15 protein-coding genes, 2 tRNA genes and 2 rRNA genes (1 of these 19 running past the window's edge) are annotated in these 19702 nt (G+C 33.3%); 6 read left to right on the top strand and 13 right to left on the bottom strand.

Translation table 11 applies throughout. The features are described from left to right. Position 1: 1 nt before the first annotated feature. The 11 genes from AAFU52_RS24280 to AAFU52_RS24230 form a co-directional block, all read right to left on the bottom strand. Positions 2 to 1564 (bottom strand): T9SS type A sorting domain-containing protein, encoded by a 1563-nt coding sequence (locus AAFU52_RS24280; protein ID WP_438424003.1) that lies wholly within the window; start codon positions 1562 to 1564, stop codon positions 2 to 4. Positions 1565 to 1996: 432 nt separating this feature from the next. Next, positions 1997 to 2167 (bottom strand): hypothetical protein, encoded by a 171-nt coding sequence (locus tag AAFU52_RS24275; RefSeq protein WP_438424001.1) that lies wholly within the window; start codon positions 2165 to 2167, stop codon positions 1997 to 1999. Between the two features lie 401 nt (positions 2168 to 2568). Then, positions 2569 to 3048 (bottom strand): hypothetical protein, encoded by a 480-nt coding sequence (locus tag AAFU52_RS24270; RefSeq protein WP_438423999.1) that lies wholly within the window; start codon positions 3046 to 3048, stop codon positions 2569 to 2571. Between the two features lie 263 nt (positions 3049 to 3311). Beyond that, positions 3312 to 3557, bottom strand: a complete 246-nt coding sequence (locus AAFU52_RS24265) for a hypothetical protein (protein WP_438423998.1) — start codon at positions 3555 to 3557, stop codon at positions 3312 to 3314. 124 nt (positions 3558 to 3681) lie between these two features. Then, positions 3682 to 4173 (bottom strand): helix-turn-helix domain-containing protein, encoded by a 492-nt coding sequence (locus AAFU52_RS24260; protein ID WP_438423996.1) that lies wholly within the window; start codon positions 4171 to 4173, stop codon positions 3682 to 3684. 12 nt (positions 4174 to 4185) lie between these two features. After that, the gene (locus tag AAFU52_RS24255; RefSeq protein WP_438423994.1) at positions 4186 to 4596 is read right to left on the bottom strand and encodes a hypothetical protein; all 411 of its coding nucleotides are present in this window, start codon (positions 4594 to 4596) and stop codon (positions 4186 to 4188) included. Between the two features lie 986 nt (positions 4597 to 5582). After that, complete coding sequence (locus tag AAFU52_RS24250) at positions 5583 to 6095, bottom strand: hypothetical protein (RefSeq protein WP_438423992.1); 513 nt, start codon at positions 6093 to 6095, stop codon at positions 5583 to 5585. Positions 6096 to 6311: 216 nt separating this feature from the next. Further along, positions 6312 to 7589: a DUF2130 domain-containing protein gene (locus AAFU52_RS24245; RefSeq protein ID WP_438423991.1), complete on the bottom strand. Its 1278-nt coding sequence runs from the start codon at positions 7587 to 7589 to the stop codon at positions 6312 to 6314. 10 nt (positions 7590 to 7599) lie between these two features. Then, the gene (locus tag AAFU52_RS24240; protein ID WP_438423989.1) at positions 7600 to 8547 is read right to left on the bottom strand and encodes a double zinc ribbon domain-containing protein; all 948 of its coding nucleotides are present in this window, start codon (positions 8545 to 8547) and stop codon (positions 7600 to 7602) included. A 225-nt stretch (positions 8548 to 8772) separates the two neighbouring features. Then, positions 8773 to 10401, bottom strand: a complete 1629-nt coding sequence (locus tag AAFU52_RS24235) for a YecA family protein (protein ID WP_438423986.1) — start codon at positions 10399 to 10401, stop codon at positions 8773 to 8775. Between the two features lie 529 nt (positions 10402 to 10930). Further along, positions 10931 to 11347 carry a hypothetical protein gene (locus tag AAFU52_RS24230; protein ID WP_438426657.1) on the bottom strand — a complete coding sequence of 139 codons (417 nt, stop codon included), beginning with the start codon at positions 11345 to 11347 and terminating at the stop codon, positions 10931 to 10933. Between the two features lie 439 nt (positions 11348 to 11786). Here AAFU52_RS24230 and AAFU52_RS24225 point away from each other — a divergent pair, with 439 nt between their 5' ends. After that, positions 11787 to 12860 (top strand): IS110 family transposase, encoded by a 1074-nt coding sequence (locus tag AAFU52_RS24225; RefSeq protein WP_438423984.1) that lies wholly within the window; start codon positions 11787 to 11789, stop codon positions 12858 to 12860. Between the two features lie 229 nt (positions 12861 to 13089). Here AAFU52_RS24225 and AAFU52_RS24220 read toward each other — a convergent pair whose 3' ends face one another. Beyond that, complete coding sequence (locus AAFU52_RS24220; protein ID WP_438423982.1) at positions 13090 to 13842, bottom strand: hypothetical protein; 753 nt, start codon at positions 13840 to 13842, stop codon at positions 13090 to 13092. A gap of 136 nt (positions 13843 to 13978) precedes the next feature. Next, positions 13979 to 15070, bottom strand: a complete 1092-nt coding sequence (locus AAFU52_RS24215) for a M42 family metallopeptidase (protein ID WP_024772649.1) — start codon at positions 15068 to 15070, stop codon at positions 13979 to 13981. Between the two features lie 109 nt (positions 15071 to 15179). Between AAFU52_RS24215 and AAFU52_RS24210 the strand changes: the two genes are divergently transcribed. The 5 genes from AAFU52_RS24210 to AAFU52_RS24190 form a co-directional block, all read left to right on the top strand. After that, positions 15180 to 15896, top strand: a complete 717-nt coding sequence (locus AAFU52_RS24210) for a DUF4294 domain-containing protein (RefSeq protein WP_024772648.1) — start codon at positions 15180 to 15182, stop codon at positions 15894 to 15896. Between the two features lie 857 nt (positions 15897 to 16753). Continuing rightward, positions 16754 to 18275, top strand: a 16S ribosomal RNA gene (locus tag AAFU52_RS24205). A gap of 185 nt (positions 18276 to 18460) precedes the next feature. Further along, positions 18461 to 18534, top strand: a tRNA-Ile gene (locus AAFU52_RS24200). Positions 18535 to 18732: 198 nt separating this feature from the next. Then, positions 18733 to 18806: transfer RNA gene (locus tag AAFU52_RS24195), tRNA-Ala, on the top strand. A 230-nt stretch (positions 18807 to 19036) separates the two neighbouring features. Beyond that, positions 19037 to 19702 (top strand): 23S ribosomal RNA (locus tag AAFU52_RS24190) (it continues 2154 nt past the right edge of the window). The 16S and 23S rRNA genes sit together here with 2 tRNA genes alongside, the layout of an rRNA operon.

Below are 19702 nucleotides of genomic sequence, written 5' to 3'. Positions count from 1 at the left end.
TTTATAATTTTACAACAGTTTTAGAATAAGGAGCTCCGTTTATGGTCATTTGTATCACATAGGTACCACTGGGCAGTGCAGCGCTATCAACCGTAATGGTTTGTATACCTTTTGTACTATGTTTCTGGCTGGGCAGGTTTATTCTTCGCTTACCATAAAAATCATATACTGCAACCTCTACTTCTGCTGCCTGATCTAGCGTATAGGTGATGGCAAACTCATTACCAATTGGGTTGGGTGAGATGGTTGCGAAATTTTTATCGAGCACCAATGGTTTTGCTGCTTTTAAAGGAGCATTTGCAATAGAAGCTGTTGCGGGTGCTGGGGTTTCTGGATATAGAACCATTCTTAATGGAGTATATACTTTCTCGTTTAATTCTACTATTTCTGTAGTTCGTGTTGCCTTAAGAATTAGTGCTTGTTTACCATCTACTGGGGCTTGTCTAAATGTAAAGCCCTGAATGCTATACGTAAGAGTACTATTATCTGGATGGTCTTGTAATTCATTTTGTAATGAGGGTAATTTAAGAGGTATAAATTGACCAAAACCAAAACCACTCTCATATGTAGTACTGGTAATTTTGGCTAATCTAATATCATGAATCTTTGTTTCTCCGTTCATAGTAAGTTCGAGCCTGACATCATCATAAGTACCATGATCTTGTCGCTTGGTAACAGATAGGGTAATAGGGATATATTGTTTTACGCCAGCGGCAGTCCAGTCATACTCTATAAAATGCCCCTGGAAATTGGTTTTCCCGCTCCCAATAAGAGTTATGGAGTTACGATGTGTGTTGTAGTTCTCTATACTTGCCAAACGTTCCTCTGCCGAGATGGGTATCCAGTCATTATTTTGATTTTGTAGGGTTTGTTTTAGGGTTCGACTATTAAAGATATTATTCTCTGATAATAGTTGTAGTGCCTTAGTCTTGTCTTTAGGCATCCCATAACCATAATACTGCATAATCGCTAGCCAGTGCTTTGCCATAGGATGATTACTACTTTCAAAATGAGTCTTGGCTTTATTGACTAAAGTGGTATTGGTAAAATCATTATTAGTCAACAAGTTTTTCAGGTTAAGGTACCCTAATACATAATGTGCAATATCTGGTTTATAATCAAGGGTAATCAGTTTTTCAAAATCATTGGCTATTGTACCATATGCAAAATGGTGTTTTTCCTTATATCCATTGGATAACAGATTGATACTATGATCAAGCATAGCAGGAGGATATTGATAATATGCTGCTCTAAAAAGATGTAAAAAAGAGAGTTCCCGCCTCTTACCAAAAAGAAAAGCATAATCCCCTTTTTTTAGATGAAGCAGTCCTTTGGCATAGGCCGATGATGGGTTTGTCCTGCCATAAGAGGCTTCGGCACAAGGGGTGATATATTCGATCATTTCATCGATCAATGCTGGCGGATAGTTTTTAAAATCATTTTTAAATTTTAAGATAACTTCTGCTTTTTGATCGCAGGTAAGTCCTGTTGGTTCTTGTGCATAACTTTGATGCACAGATAGTAAGGCAAGGCATAGCAAGCCCCATACAAATGATGTGTTCATTTTTTTTAATTTAAATATTAGTGATGTATTGACTAGTATTCGTGCGTATCAATGCAGAATAGTAAGGTTCAATTCAGGCAATAGTCGAGTAAGGGGACAAGTCCCATTATTCTTTTTTGTCGAGAAGTTAAAAGGCTGGTGTAGTGTCTAGAATACTTGTCTTTTGTAAACTTCTATAAATTTTGGATTCTAATTTTAGTGAAGGTGGTGCTTCTGTATTTTCATAAGTTGGATTTTATTAGGTTATTAAAATTGATATTCTCTATGCAATAGTAGAACATGCCAGTTTCATTTTTCGGAACTGAGAATTCTTGCACTGTTAATGTTATGTGAAAAAATAGTATTGAGATGTTAGTATTGAGTAGTTTCAAAGAAACAGAGAAGCAAAGTTTTAATTGACTTCTGACTTCTCACGATTACATTTATCATTTATCATTGTTGTTCTTGCATCATGTACAGCGCATATATTCTGGCATAGATCATGATTTCTTGTGGACTATCGTTTAGTAGGTTATACATAAATTCACCAATATCGATACCTAATACTTTTAATATGGTATATAATATTTCTGGCGGTATATCGTTTATGTGATCTGGAAGCATAAAAATTAAATTAAAAAGGTGCAGGAGTAACCTTATAACACATAAGGAAGTATATACACAAACTCAACTTTACTATAATATGCTAATTACTCCTGTGTCCCTTTTTTAACTTTTGTACTGGACTTTTGACTATTTGAGTTGAAATTTTGGTAGGGTTTACTAACCTATTTAATCACAAAGACTATGTGGAGCGTCTTTTTAACCTTCCCATGCGTCTTTTTGACGAAGTGTTTAACTCGATTTGCTTAATTTTTAAAGCACTGCCTTAAAATTTTAAGGAAATGAGTTGAAGTTTTAACTTCTAAAGCTGAAATTTCTACTGATCGAGTTAAAAACTTCGTCTTTTGAGCTAAACGGAACGTCTTTTTGATCCATCAGAAGGTCTTTTGGGTTAAATGGAGCTATTCTTCTGTTTCATCGGTTGTAGGAATACTTTTGGTACGAGCAAAAAACTGTTTTAATTCTGCTACTTTTTCGGTAAATCCCGGTTTTCCTGCTCCCTTACTGTATTGTGAATATGCATAATCGTTTAATGCATCTTGATAATTATCGTAGTCATGCAGTATTTTGGTACTCTCCAAACGATACGCTAAACTTTCTACACGACCTAAAAGATTTTCTGTAAACACTCTGGCTTTATAATCTTTTTCAAACTCCTCCCAATCTACATCTGGAGAACTTAGAGAACTGCTATGTTGTCTATAATCCCATATTTTGTTGACAAACAGCTTATTTTTCTCATTGATCGCTTTATAGTCCCTGCGTTGTTTCTCTGTTAATGCAGATAGTTTGTCTATAAATATCATTTCTAATTCTGCAACTAATTTTTCTGCTTTCTTTTTTTCGTCTTGTGTAAGTAAATCCTGAATTATATTTCTCATTGATATAAAATTTAAACGATGTAATTATGGTTTATAAATGGTTTTATCTTTTGTTGAATCCTATCCAAAGTATGATAATGCATGATAACATTTTGACCTACAATCTTTATCGGGGGATTAATTTTAAGTAATATTGCTCTTACTATTTTTTTAGGGGCTCTTAATCGTAGGGCAAGTTTATGGTAGGCTAGCTTTTGTTGTTGTGTTGTTAATTGTCTGTAGGTAGTAGAAAACATAAATATCAAATTCTTTCAAGTAATAGATTAGTAGTCATTACATACTATATGGCCTTTGTTAAGCAAAAGAATATTTCGGGCTTTGTAAATAAGTTGGATAGCATCGTCAATAGATTTTCCTTTGGTATAAAGTTTATTGATCCATACATACAGTAACATTTCATAGGGATGATGATGTGCCAGATTGTACATAAAAGTATCAGCTTTCATATGAAGAGATTCAATAATTACAATAACGAATTTACTTTTGTTATGATGTAAATGAGATTCCATACTTTACATTTTCTAGGATCAAATGTAAAGACATGTAATAGTTTTTTGCAAAGAGTAGTAGTCACGATTCCATGAAAAAGGACATCCTTTTCCATGAAAACACACTAGTAAATCATATAGAAATCTATGAAATAATGTTTTTAATATATTCAGAAGGATATACTCCTGTTTTCTTGAAAAAAGCCTGTGAAAATGCTTTAGGAGTGTTAAAACCTATTTCTTTCGAAATAGCTTTGATAGTGTAATTAGTGTAAATTTTATCTGTTTTGAGTTTTTCTATTAAGTATTCTATTCTTTGATCATTGATATATTGAGTAAAGCTTTTTTTCTTATGTAAGTTGATTGTTTTTGATAGGTATTTGCTGTTGGTATTTAATTTTGAAGCAAGGTTTGCTAAGGTAATGTTTGGTCTTAAACAATCTTTGTTATTTTCGAATTTCTCCAAAGCATTTAAGATTTGTTTTGTTTTTTGAATTGATAAAGTAGAAATTAATATATTAGAATGTTTCTTTTCATTTTCTTCAGTAGCTAATATCATTAATTCATTAAGGCCACCTCTCGTAATCAGCCCTTTTTTCTTTAATCGTTCTACTATTTTTATTTTATTCCTATTCATTATACTAAACTACTATTTACTTGTCTTGTCAAGAACATCCCACATTTCTTTATCAAATACTTCTTCGTTTAGTTCATGGGAATCACTATTTCTGGTTTTAATAATAAAAGAAATTAAATCTCTAATTTTTAGCTTAAGACGATAAGAGTTAAGAGTGACTCTTAGGTAGAAAAAATTAAATACTTTTGAAATTAAGATGAAAAACTCATTCGAGAAAATAACCAAAGTAGTCATACCAAACGCAGAACTCCAACCAACTAACTCAGAATAGAAACCTTCGTCAATTTTATCAACAGGAGCAAGAATAAAAATAAGTTGATAGCAATAGATTAAAAGAGTAGGGTATAAAAAATGTTTTATAGTTATTTTCTTTTTTAAAAAAAATATCGGTTTAGGTTTTAAAAAGAATATGGAGATAAACAAGATAGGCGCAATTTTAGATAAAAAAGCGAATAAAAAAGAATATGAAGACGTGAACCCATTAAAACCCCACTCATAGCCCAAAATGTTAACAGTTTCTACCTTTGGTAGGAAACGATAACTATACAGGATTACTGGAAGTATAGCTATCGTTATATAACAAAAAATACTTTTTATTCGATCACCCTTTTGAGCCTGGTTCAATTTCTTCTTTATCGATTTTGAAAGCTGGCCTTTCTTGTAAATCTTCGATTCCTGTTTCATCATTAATTTCTTGTTTTTCACAGCTACTCATATCAATTGAAAAAGTAATATGCTGAATAAAATGATTACATTTTTCATCTGATACATATTTTAAGGTTTGTTATCCTAAAATACTAATTAAATAAGGAGATTACCCTTTACCAAATGATAATTGATTATATTTTTTTAGAATGATTTGGGGAAGTACTATATCAATAGTAGAATCAGTCTAATTTTTATTTTACTATTTATCTTTTAAAAACAATCAAATATAGTACAGAAGGCAGCTTTTTTAAATACGGTTTTACCGTAAACACTTGATTTTGTGGGAGTAAAACAATAGTACACTACTGATAGTTAGGTTTTTATAAAGCCATAAAATTTAGAAAAAAATCTAAGAAAGTTTTAGGGCACTATGTATTTACGGAAACCCGTAAACATTGGGCTTCGAGGCATTTATCTAGCTAAACTGGGATCTTAAATTGAATATATGAGTTTTTTCAAAGATAGGAGTCCAAATACAAAATTCTCTACAAGAGGTTTTTAGACAGTCTGATGGTTTGTGTATGGAATGTAGGGCAGGAGATAGGCACTTTTGTTTCGGTTTATTACTTAGGTAAATATAAATATTTTGCTTTTATTTTTTCTTCTATAAATGCCAAATTTTATATTTAGCGGTCTTTGTAAATACTCACAGACCTTTCGAAAAGCCTATAATAGCTATGTTTTATACACGTCTTTGTTAACTACAGTTTTAGTAGATAAGATAAAAAACCTTTTTTAGAATCTAATGAGATGATTTTTTCTAAATGTTTGTTGGTAGCATAACAATTTATAATCATTCTCGGTGTTTGCTCAATTAGAATACATTGAGTTTCTAATTTGGTTGTGTCGATTATTTTACATTTTTTAGGGATTTCAATCTCCTCTCTCCATTTAGGTTTGTAATCCTTGTTTATTAACTTGAATTCATTTAAAATATTTTCATTTTTTGTAAAGTCAGTTAAATATTCATTTCCTTCCATTTCTATAGAAACATAATATTCTTTTTTTCCAAAGTAAGGCTCTATAATTTTAATACCACCTTCATCATGATTTTTGCCGAATACAAAACCACCTTTTTGGGCTTTAATTACACCATTTAATTTAAATAACTTTTTTAATTCGATTGGTGAGAAGTGAAGTGAGACATTTTTAGTGTCAGGATTCATTTTATAAGTGCCTATTTGATTTTTTTTACAGAATTTATCAAAGTCCATTTATTATTTTCAAATGTTCGTTAAGGAACATGGTTTACACAAGTTAAAGATTAAGGTTTACACTAAATTAGTTTCTATTCTTGTTGCTTCTTTCTTAGGTTCTTTTGATCAAAGAAACTTAAAAATACATTTCTATAAAATACTTTCCAAATCCCATTACCAATATCTTCAATAGCGATATGTTTTCTTATACATCTTTGTTGTAGCCAGTGTTTTTTATTTATTTTCTTTTCTTGCTTCGTCAAATTTTGCTTTCATTGTTGGATTACCATAAGTTAATTTTTTAATTGTCAATCCATCTGCTTTTTGATTAGCAAGTCTTAATTGATTACCTGATGTTCTTAATTCTTGCTTTACTTTTTCCATTCTAGCTATTGATTTGTCAATTTCTTCAATAGCTTTTTCAAAATGACTAGCTGCTGACACATAGTTTTTCGCAAAACCATCTTTGAATTTGTTAATCTTATCTTCAAAGTTAGTAATGTCAATACTTTGATTTCTCATTAGGTTGAGTTCTTGTTTGTATTTCAATGAACTCATTGCTCCATTCCGAAGCAGAGTAATTATTGGAATAAAAAATTGTGGACGAACTACATACATTTTCTCAAATTTGTGTGAAACATCAACAATTCCTTTATTGTAGTATTCGTTATCCGTTTCCAATAGCGAAACTAAAACTGCATATTCACATTTTTTTGCATTACGGTCTTTATCAAGTTTTGCAAAGAAATCTTCGTTTCTTTTTTTATTTGTGGTTTCATCATTTTCATTCTTCATCTCAAACATAATCGAGACAATTTCATTTCCCTCTCTATCTTCCTCTTTGAAAATAAAATCTCCTTTTGTTCTTGAACTTGCATCATTGTCTTTTTCAAAATATGAATTTTGAAAAGCAGTTGCACGAAGATTGTTAAATTCAATTTCGCAATGTTGCTCTAGACTTTCTCCCAACATTTTAGTTGAAAGTTTGAGCTTCATATCTTTAACACGAGCGATTTCATCATCTTTGTATTTGATGATTGTATCTTTGTTCTTTAGTTCGGTAGAATATTTTTGTTCTAATGAATTTTTAAGATTCTCTTTTTCTAACTCTTTAGTTTTTATATCATTTTCTAAAGTATCACGTTGCTTCTCTATTTCTTTTGTGGCTTTAGATACAGCTAGTTCTTTTACAGTTTCAAAATTCTGAACTTTAGATTTCAAATCAGCCAATTCAGTATCTTTTTCAGCTAATTTTTCTATCAACTCACTTTTGCTATTTGCTTTTAGTTGTGTAATCTCTTTTTCTTTATTAGAGAGTTCTTCTTGCAATGAATTTTTCGTTCTCTCAATTGCGAGTTCAACAGCATTTTCTTTTTGCTCTTTTGCAATAGTAAGTCGCTTACTTAACTCCTCCTCAAATTGGTGGTCTCGAACTTGTTTAAGTATATCAGCAAATCCAGCTTCGTCAACTTTGAATGCTTTTTTGCAATTCGGGCAAATTATTTCGTTCATATTCTGTATATTATACTATAATTCCACTAGGTAATTTTCTAGTCATTTTTTTGCTGATTTGAGTTAAGAATTTTTTCATACTCTGCGGTGCAGCTCCATTAACATAATATTCTTCAACATAACCAAAACTGCTTTTTTCGGTGATTTTTAAACCATCTTGTGAACTGTAATTTTTTATGAATTTCCAGTCGTCATCTTTTGAAGGATTTACTTTGTCTGGGAAAGCTAATAGAACATCTTTAACAAGTTCCAAATTCATAGCAGGACAAAAGCGGTATTGAAAAAGATTTTTTTCTAATGTGTGACTTATTCTTTCTTTGTCAAATTCCCAGTCTCCTTTAGTATTTAACCACTTGCCATAAGTAAATAATTCCGAGTGTTCTCTGAATGCAAGTCTCGTTTGGATGCAACCCCATAAATTATAATCATAGTTGTTTTCATATCCAAAACAATAGAGTTCGGGTTTATAGCTTGCTTTTCTTTGTCCATAACACCATTGATGGCTAAACATTGAGTCCCAAAGCACTTTTTCTCCATTGTGATAAACTTTTCGGTTTCTCCAACCTTTAAGATTTTCCAATAAAGGCTCAAGAGTTTCTATTTGGTCTTCAGTTACATTAACACGATAAATTGCTTTTTTATCTTCGCCAATTTGTTGAAACGTACTGAATTTCATTGCTTCTTCAACTGCAAAATCAAAAGTTTGGGAAGTGGAATATTTGAACTCTACTGTAATTCCAGATTCAGGTATTGGTTGTTCAATAATTTCTACTTTCGGTTTCGCCTTTGGTTTTTTAGTTTCTTTTAAATTAGAGCCACATTCTTGACAAAATTTTGAATTAGGTTCATTTTTGTATTTACAACTCGGACAAGCTAATTCAGATTGATTTGAACCACAATTCGGACAAAATTTGAAACTTTCTTGTATTTCAGATTGACATTTGTAGCAGTTTTTCATATTAGTTCGTCTGTTTGTTTAAATGCACCACAACGGTCTTCTTGTATGAAACGTAGCGTATAAATAAACGCTAACTTTTCGGATTTAGCACGAGCCGAATTTTTATATTTTGTTTTTAACTTATCAATCTTAAAAGCCAAATTTAAAAATTTGATGATTTCCAAAAAATGCCCAAGCCTTAGTGTTAGCAATGACTTGCGTTGTTTTTTATATACATTGTTAGCCCTAGTTGTTTTTCCCGTGACACTTTTTATATTTTGTTCCACTTCCACAAGGACAAGGTTCATTTCTGCCAATTTTTTTCCTAAGATTATCTTGAATTTTTTTTACTTCAGAAATTTCTCCATAATAATCTCCGTCAAAAAATTGAGCCCAAGATTCATCTAAAGCAATCATATCTGAGTCTGGAAATTTTTGAAGTCCTTTTTTTAAATGAAAACCTAAAAATCCAAGTTCATTGTCAGCTTTATAATATTGACTAAATTTTATTCTACGTTCAATATAATCAATAAATTTTTCAGATGTGTTCAGATACTTTGCCACAATCTCCAAATCAAAAATATTAAGAGCTACTGGGAACTCTTTGTATTCTTTTCCTAGTAGAATATGTGTTTGATGTGTTATTGCAGGATAATCGTCTAAAACAATTGTGACAACAAACGATTTGTTTATGTCAAAATCAAATTTAAAATTAGGTTCTGATTTTAGTATAAATTGAAAATCATTTGACGATTTGAGACACTCTGCTGCTGTTAATCCTTGTTCATAAGCATCTTTAACAGCTTTTTTAAAATCACTCTGTATTGCATCAATATTCCCTTTTTTCGATAGAGCCGTCAATTTTTTTGATTTGACTTGAAAAATAATTGCCTTATCATCTTTTACAGCAAGAATGTCTATATCAGTAACCATAGTACTTTTAGACTTCTTTATTATCAAGTTTTGTAAAGTATTGTTAGTACCGAAAATTTTCTCAATAATTTTATAAGTAATTTCTTCTGCAATTTCTCCACGATTGAATTGAGCTTTGGAACGATAATTCTCATCGCTGTTCATCCAATAAAAAGGTGATTCGTATATAGCCTCTGATAAATCGTAAGGCATAGGGATAAAATACTTTCCCTCAGTTAATTCAATTATCGATTTCTCTGCTAGAATATTAAAATCTCCAACATCTTTGAAGTTTTGGTTTTGTGGTTGTTTTAAGTCAAGAATGAAGTTTTCTAAAATGCCTGTAAAATCTTTGTCTTTCGCAATTATATCTTCTTTTGACAAACAAAAAACATCAAGTAATTTATCCCTAAAAGTTTCCTCTGAATCGAATTTTAGTTTATTCAACTTAGCTTGTTGAAGCATCTTTAGGGAATGATAAAAGTCAGGAAGTTTACCTAGATTAATCGATTTTGACTTTGAAAGCCAATCTACATCATATTTGTATTTTTCTGTAACCCATTTGGTATATTGATAATCATAAGCACCAGCCCCTGAATAGAACATTGTTTCTTTAAACATTAAACCATTATTAAAGAAGTCAAATGAGCTTTCAGATGGGTTTTCAAGCATTTTTGAAAGGTCTGGCATAAAAGTATAATGAAACTGTTCCATTAAGTTATATACCTCGTCTAATACTTTTAGTTCACCGTAGCTGGTTTCTTGTTTATTATTCCAATTTTTAACCCAAAGTCCCATTAGAAACTTTACTTCATTGTTGTTTAGACTTTCTCTTACATTTTTAGAAGAGAGTTCACTTAATGTTCCGCAAAAATCTTTGAGTACGATTGCAGATAATACATAAATAAAGTTTTTATCAGAGGTTATTTCGTTTAGTCTGTCTAATATTTGTTCTTTATTCATTCAATTATCGAAGTGTTTTTTTCAATTAGGGCTAACAACCGGGTATATAATTACCTTGGTAACTATATACGGTTGTACGTATTTATAATCGTTTACAAGCGTTTATGTATAGCATAAAAACTCACGCTTATCCACGTTTTTTATATTTTAATCCAAAATTACAACTACCTTTTTTATTACGGTTACGGGAAACCACAGGGTAGGGGAGAAAGTTTTTTTTATGCAACAGAGGTATGAGGTGTGAGGTATGAGGTATGAGGTATGAGGTATGAGGTATGAGGTATGAGGTATGAGGTATGAGGTATGAGGTATGAGGTATGAGGTTTCAGGTTTGCCCTTCAGCGAGTCTTCGACTTTGCTTTGGGTACATGATTTTATGATCTAGAATTTAAGCCAGAAACCAAACATAATAAGAAATCCCATTCGATTTCTCAAATGGGATATATAGTAATGTAAGATTAAAATCTATTCAAAATAACTAAAAGACTCTCCTGCTTTTATAGAAAGTAAGCCAGAACTAGCCATTAATTTATACGGTGTTAGCTACAGTTTTTATTTGTCTTTTTATCAGCTTATCAATTCGTCTTTTGTTTTCTTGTTGTAACAATGATGGGTACAAGTTCATAAAAACATTTACAATCATTATTATTAATCCGAATAAATAGTTGTGCATAAAACCTTTATATAAAGCGAAAAAAATCACGAATATGAATCCGATTAGATGACTTATTTCCGCAATTGTCATTTCTTTTCGTATTTCAGTCAATTCCACTTTTTTATCTTTTAACTTTATTTTTTGGTTAAAAAATTTGAAAAAGGTGTTTTTGACAATCCATTTGAACTGCTCAATTCCAATATATTTATTTAAAGTTTTGTTCGTAGCAAAGTTTAGGTTAGACAGTTTTTTATAATATTCAGTTTTTAAAAGAATACTATTCAAAATCATTCCAACTATCCAAGAGATGAATGATATTGATATTCCAAAAGTCAAATATTTAATCATATGTTATTCAGTCGTTGGTTGTTGTGTGTAACGTCTCGGCTCGTATGTTTGTTTCTATGTATGAATATACGTTAATTAGTTAATATAGGAAGAGTGATTTCGAGTCTCGGCTTGATACTTTAAAAGATATCGTTTCATAGGTTCAATACTCTTCCTAAGCTAATAATTTAAAAGGATTAGCTTAGTTATAATAAACAAGCTTACATATTAGAGTTATAGATTTCTCGTCAAGATACATCAAAGGTGATATCGCATTATAGAACCCTTTCTCTATTATATTTTCTTAGAATCTGAACAGTACCTAGATCCTAATATTATAGAGGTCGAATCAAATGCGAGCAAAGATGCAGAAGAGAATAGGAGCTATTAAATTATATGTTTTATGGAAAAGAGACTAAAGCAGTGTTTAGGAATTGATGTTTCAAAACAGACATTATCCTTATCCTTAGGTTATTTAACATCGGATTTAAAGAAAGATTTTACCTTTCATTCAGATGTTTCTAATTCTATTTCAGGTTATAAGGAGCTTTTGAGATGGTTAAAGGAGTCTGTTGATTCCAATGTAACTATGTTGATTGTAATGGAAGCTACAGGGGTTTATCATCAGGGTATAGCCCATTATTTATATACCCAAGGTTATGATGTTTGTATCATGCAATCAGGTAGGGTTAAGCGTTATGCACAGAGTTTAGATCAACGTTCAAAGACAGATGCACTAGATAGTAGAATGCTTAGTATGCTAGGCTTAGAAAGGACAATACGTCTTTGGCATCCACCGAGTAAAGAATTACAGACATTAAAGCTATTAAGCAGAGAGCGTAGTTCTTTACTTAAGGATAAGACCGTTGAGACCAACCGTCAAGGAGCTATTGCATCGAGTGTTTATCATAATTCAAAATCTTTAAAACGACATAAGAACAGATTGAAGCTTCTTCTAACCCAAATAGAATTGATAGAAGAAGAGATGCAAGAACTGGTAATGAAGAGTGAAGAGCTGAAAAGAAAGATTGGTTTTATGATTAGTATTCCTGGTATATCGTTTATATCTGCAGCAACCGTTATTGGTGAGACCTTAGGTTTTGATTCCATAGCAAATGCAAAACAACTAGCTAGTTATGCTGGTTATGATATAGTGCTACGAGAATCAGGCAATTTTAAAGGCAAAACAAGGATTAGTAAAAGAGGAAACAGTCACATCAGAGCTGTTTTGCACATGCCATCAATGACTTGCGTGCGTTGTAACCCCACATTAAAGCAATTCTACAATAGACTTAAGCCAAAAAAAGCAAAGCCATTAGTGGCCTTAATAGCGGTTCAGAGAAAACTTTTGATACTGATGTACACCCTTTGGAAAAACGAAAAAGATTATGATTTAGAATATGAAAATAAAAAGCAGCAAAAGCATAGAACTCTTGCTGCGCAGGATAACAATTTGATTGCTCAATTTGTTTCCTAATATTTTAAATAAAAAACTTGTTTTTTGACACAGTACCTATGATTAGTACGGGATTAAAAGGCAATTAATTTCCGTTTAAGCTCTTAGCCAAAACTTTTTATTTTGTTTTATCTTTTTTGTTCTAAAACCAAATCAAAAAGATTTGGCGGACTTCATAAAAACACACCAAACTTTGACTTAACCACCAAAACCCGTATTAATTATTGCCATTGTTACCACACGTATTTTTTCAACGCATTATGTCCATTAGACTTTCCGTTTGGTCTATTTTCTCTTTTAAATTAAGGTTTATCAGCAGTTCAAAATAATCAATAAACGGGTCCATATTATTCCCTTTAACTTTGGTTTTCATATGAGTGAATTCATTTCGTATTTTATTCAATTCAAGTAACCGATTTACATTTATATCGTATTCCTCTGGGTTTTTTAAAGTTTTGATTTTTGGGATAATAGTTTTCAGTTTACTTTTTATATTCCAAGTCCTTTCGATTACTTCTTTTCCGACTATTTCCTTTTTTTTGTTTTCTATTGTGAATGATTCTGGAATCAATTCATTAATGAAACATTCCACAGCCGAGATTAAAGCTGTAATTGTACTTACCTTATACATTATGAAAGTATGATATGTTTCATCTTTAACAAGGCTAATTTTTGAATCAGATTCCGGAGACTGTTGTAGAACCATTTCAACACATTTTGGAAAATGATTTAGTATTTCTGTAACCCGTTTTTCAAATTCATAAGCTTGCCCTATGAATAAACTTGAGGGTTTAGGTATTTTTCCTCCGTAAAATTTATTTTTATGAAATATGGGAACGATATAAGAAACTTTTGAAGTTTCTTGATTAATCATAACAAGTGTATTTCCTTTCTTGACGTTCTTCTTTTTGCTTAAATCAAAAACCGCTTTTTGATCTGTAGCATTGTTCACACTTTCCAATGCAGATTCTGAAAGTTCATATTCTAATGGTTTTGTTTTCATACGTGTGGTAACAATGTTATATGTGCAATATCACAAATATACCCGTTTATACGTATTTGTAATTGTTTACAAGCATTTGTTTTAACATAAAAATCCCATTCGATTTCTCAAATGGGATATATAGTAGTATTATCAATTACTTTTCAAAATAACTAAAAGACTCTCCTGCTTTTATAGAAAGTAAACTTTCGTAAATCAATTCTATAACATTTTCTACATCACTTCTGTGTACCATTTCTACAGTAGTGTGCATATAACGCAACGGTAAAGAAATTAAGGCAGAAGCAACACCACCATTACTATAAGCAAATGCATCAGTATCTGTTCCTGTCGCTCTGCTAGAAGCCATACGCTGAAAAGGAATCTTTTTCTTTTCTGCTGTATCTATCAAAAGCTCTCTAAATCTATTTTGTACTGCGGGAGCATAAGAAATCACGGGCCCATCACCAATTTTGGTTTCTCCCTGCGTTTTCTTTTCGATCATTGGGGTAGTGGTATCGTGGCAAACATCAGTCACGATAGCTACATTGGGTTTAATGGTGTGTGTGATCATCTCGGCACCTCTAAGACCAATTTCCTCCTGTACAGAATTAGTGATATATAAACCAAAAGGTAATTCCTTTTTGTTTTCTTTCAGTAAACGAGCTACTTCAGCAATCATAAAGCCTCCCATTCGGTTGTCAAGAGCACGACAGACAAACTTATTTTTATTCAGAATAAAAAATTCATCAGGATAGGTAATCACACAACCCACATGTACTCCAAGTTTTAATACTTCTTCTTTGGTGTTACACCCTACATCAATACATATGTTTTCTAGAGTAGGAGCTTGCTCTTTTGCACCTTTTCTAGTGTGAATAGCTGGCCATCCAAAAACACCTTTTACAATACCTTTTTTAGTGTGGATATTAACCCGTTTCGAAGTTGCAATCTGGTGATCACTCCCTCCATTTCTAATCACATAAATTAGCCCATTATCCGTAATATAATTTACATACCAGGAAATCTCATCAGCATGTCCTTCGATGACAACCTTATATTTTGCTTTTGGATTAATTACACCAACTGCAGTACCATACGTATCCGTTATAAATTCATCTACATAAGGTTTTAAGTAGTTCATCCAGATTTTTTGTCCTTCCCATTCATATCCTGTAGGAGCTGGATTGTTTAGATATTTTTCAAGAAAAGTCAGAGACTTTTTATTTAGAATGCTCTTTTTTGCCATGGTATTATTTCATTTTATTGCGAAAATAACAATATTCACATTCATTTTACAGTTTACAATTGGTTAATTGTTAATTTTGGAACAATTTTAGAAAGTCTCATAATCTATTATGATAAAACATTCGGCATATATTCTTTTGGTAATGCTAACCTCTTTTGTTAATGCCCAAAAAAGAGATCAAAAACCTGTGGATACCTCTAAGGTAGATACCACTGGTTATGTGCAGTACTATATTATTGAAGGAGATACAATTCTTCATGAAGCTATTGATCTCGATGAAGTGATTATTTTAGGAAGATTAAACTTTAAAAACAAGCTAGCAAGAAGAAGATATCTTATCCTGAGACGTAAGACAAGAAAAGTGTATCCCTATGCGAAGTTAGCTGCAGATAGGTTAATAGCACTTAATGAACGGTTAGAAAATATTGATTCTAAGAGAAAAAAGAAGCGATATATAAAAATGTTGCAAAAGTACATGGAAGAGGAGTTTACTAAAGAATTAAAAAAGCTTACCCGTACAGAAGGTCAAATACTAGTCAAATTGATCTATCGGCAAACAGGTAAAACAATGTTCGAATTGGTAAAAGAATATAGAAGTGGGTGGAGAGCCTTTTGGTATAACAATACAGCTAAACTTTTTAGTATTTCTTTAAAAGAGATATACGACCCAATAAATGTAGAAGAAGATTATTGGATAGAGGATATATTACAGCGAAGTTTTCAGTCAAATATCTTAAAAGAACAGAAAACAGCCTTAGATTTTAGTTTTTATGACCTAAGAAACAAATGGTCTGATGCGGCTAAAACTACTACGTCTAAAAATTAATTCTTGGGTATTCCCCATAAAAAAATGGGACCGGGCTGTACGTTATATCTTTTGTTCTGTAAGGAAATGAAGTTTTCTTGGAGATGTAGATTATAATTGTAATTTTTTTAAACCACTTAGAATAAACAAAAGGATGCCACTTCCATCCCTAATACAAAACAATACATTCTATTCGTATTGAGGTATTGAAACATAGAAAAAGTATGAAAAATCCATCTCTATTCTGATTAAATTTCTTATCTTCGTTTTCTATCTTTTTTAAAATCAGCACGTTTCTTATTTTCTGCAAAAAATTATACCAAAAGTTGTTGTTAGGAATAAAAAGGTTTTTATATTTGCCCCCGCAAAACGGGATATTGTTTTGTTAGTTCATTGAGGGTTATTTTTTTGATTTTAGGGTTAAGATAAAGTTTTAAAAACTTTATTAAAAAGGTCTTGTCAGAATAAAAAAGGGTTGTATGTTTGCGCCCTGCAAAACGGGATTAAGTTTTGTTAGTTCATTGAGATTTGGTTTAGTTTTTTTCTTAGAATTTTTTTTAAAAAATAAATCAGAAAAAGCTTTGTAGAAATAAAAAGGGTTGTATATTTGCACCCGCTTAGAGAAACAAAGCATAGTTCATAAAAATAGTAGTAATGGTTTAGGGTGTTTTAGTTAGCATTTATGGGGTTCGATTCCTTATTTACAAGCTATAATTAATAGCGATGAAGATCGCTTTATTGATTAAGAAAGTTCATAGACATATTGATTGACAGCGCGTATATAACTAGAGATAGTTTATACAGAGAATAAAGACTAGAAACATATTGAGATACGATTATAATTCCGTTGTATTGTTTTGAATAATATTTAAAGACAAACGATGAAGAGTTTGATCCTGGCTCAGGATGAACGCTAGCGGCAGGCTTAACACATGCAAGTCGAGGGGTAACAGGAGTGCTTGCACTCGCTGACGACCGGCGCACGGGTGCGTAACGCGTATAGAATCTACCTTGTAGTAAGGGATAGCCCAGAGAAATTTGGATTAATACCTTATAGTATCAAAAAGCAGCATTGTTTTATGATTAAAGATTTATTGCTATAAGATGACTATGCGTTCTATTAGCTAGTTGGTATGGTAACGGCATACCAAGGCTACGATAGATAGGGGTCCTGAGAGGGAGATCCCCCACACTGGTACTGAGACACGGACCAGACTCCTACGGGAGGCAGCAGTGAGGAATATTGGACAATGGAGGCAACTCTGATCCAGCCATGCCGCGTGTAGGAAGACTGCCCTATGGGTTGTAAACTACTTTTATAGAGGAAGAAACAATATTACGTGTAATATTCTGACGGTACTCTACGAATAAGGATCGGCTAACTCCGTGCCAGCAGCCGCGGTAATACGGAGGATCCAAGCGTTATCCGGAATCATTGGGTTTAAAGGGTCCGTAGGCGGGTTTGTAAGTCAGTGGTGAAAGTTTTCGGCTCAACCGGAAAATTGCCATTGATACTGCAAGTCTTGAATTATTGTGAAGTGGTTAGAATGTGTAGTGTAGCGGTGAAATGCATAGATATTACACAGAATACCGATTGCGAAGGCAGATCACTAACAATTAATTGACGCTAAGGGACGAAAGCGTGGGTAGCGAACAGGATTAGATACCCTGGTAGTCCACGCCGTAAACGATGGTTACTAGCTGTTCGGACTTCGGTCTGAGTGGCTAAGCGAAAGTGATAAGTAACCCACCTGGGGAGTACGTTCGCAAGAATGAAACTCAAAGGAATTGACGGGGGCCCGCACAAGCGGTGGAGCATGTGGTTTAATTCGATGATACGCGAGGAACCTTACCAGGGCTTAAATGTAGATTGACAGGTTTAGAGATAGACTTTCCTTCGGGCAATTTACAAGGTGCTGCATGGTTGTCGTCAGCTCGTGCCGTGAGGTGTCAGGTTAAGTCCTATAACGAGCGCAACCCCTGTTGTTAGTTGCCAGCGAGTCATGTCGGGAACTCTAGCAAGACTGCCGGTGCAAACCGCGAGGAAGGTGGGGATGACGTCAAATCATCACGGCCCTTACGTCCTGGGCCACACACGTGCTACAATGGTAGGTACAGAGAGCAGCCACTGGGTGACCAGGAGCGAATCTATAAAGCCTATCACAGTTCGGATCGGAGTCTGCAACTCGACTCCGTGAAGCTGGAATCGCTAGTAATCGGATATCAGCCATGATCCGGTGAATACGTTCCCGGGCCTTGTACACACCGCCCGTCAAGCCATGGAAGCTGGGAGTACCTGAAGTCCGTCACCGTAAGGAGCGGCCTAGGGTAAAACTGGTAACTGGGGCTAAGTCGTAACAAGGTAGCCGTACCGGAAGGTGCGGCTGGAACACCTCCTTTCTAGAGATTTCCTTTTATAAGGAAACCAGAAATGATACGATGGAATGTATCTTGGTTGCTTTTAGTCTTTATGCTGTTAATTAATAATTTTTTTAGTATTGAGTACACTGTGTATTAAGTATTAAGTAAGATTGTTTTAGATTTTGATCTAACTACTCATTACTAACTACTCACTACTAACAAACAGTCTCATAGCTCAGCTGGTTAGAGCGCTACACTGATAATGTAGAGGTCGGCAGTTCGAGTCTGCCTGAGACTACGAAGTCGAAAGACAGACAAGAAGTTTATCCTGAGTTTATCGAAGGGAGTCTGCCTTAGACTACGATTTTTGATTTGTAGATTACAGATTAGAGGTTAAAATAAGTTCATACAAAATATTGAAAAGGAAATTCTAGAAGATAGAGTTTAAGTCACATTATTCGTAATTCTAAATTCGACATTCTGAATTTCAAATAATGGGGGATTAGCTCAGCTGGCTAGAGCGCCTGCCTTGCACGCAGGAGGTCATCGGTTCGACTCCGATATTCTCCACGATTCTTTAGATATAAGGATTGATAGTTTATAAAGCACAGGATTCATGATATGAAAAAGTCTTTATACTCATTAGTTTTATATTTTTGATAAGAAAAACGTTCATTGACATATTGATTTAAAAATACGAGCATTAATTGTTTACAATTAATGAACATAAAAGAGGTTGATACTAATTTAGTTACTTTATTAGTATCGACAAAAACTAAAAGAGCAAGTTAAAGCAAGACGCATAAGCTAATTAAGGGCGTATGGGGAATGCCTAGGCTCTCAGAGGCGAAGAAGGACGTGATAAGCTGCGAAAAGCTACGGGGACAGGCACATACTGATTGATCCGTAGATATCCGAATGGGGCAACCCACTATATTGAAGATATAGTATCCAGCAATGGAGGCGAACCCGGAGAACTGAAACATCTAAGTACCCGGAGGAGAAGAAAACAAAAGTGATTCCGTAAGTAGCGGCGAGCGAACGCGGATTAGCCCAAACCATAATTGTTACGGCAGTTGTGGGGTTGTAGGACTACGATATAAGAGATGTGATGAATTAGAATCCTTTGGAAAGAGGAGCCATAGACAGTGATAGCCTGGTACAAGTAAAGATCATTAATTTAGTAGTATCCTGAGTAGTGCGGGACACGTGTAATCCTGTATGAATCAAGCGGGACCATCCGTTAAGGCTAAATACTCCTGAGAGACCGATAGTGAACCAGTACCGTGAGGGAAAGGTGAAAAGAACCCTGAATAAGGGAGTGAAAAAGATCCTGAAACCATACGCTTACAAGCGGTCGGAGCGCATTTATGTGTGACGGCGTGCCTTTTGCATAATGAGCCTACGAGTTACTTTTACTAGCAAGGTTAAGATGTTCAGCATCGGATCCGAAGCGAAAGCGAGTC

The sequence above is a fragment of the Aquimarina macrocephali genome, assembly GCF_051627225.1.
GTDB classification, from domain to species: domain Bacteria; phylum Bacteroidota; class Bacteroidia; order Flavobacteriales; family Flavobacteriaceae; genus Aquimarina; species Aquimarina macrocephali.
Note: the sequence above shows the minus strand (reverse complement) of the source record. Positions and strands in the feature narration are given on the sequence as shown.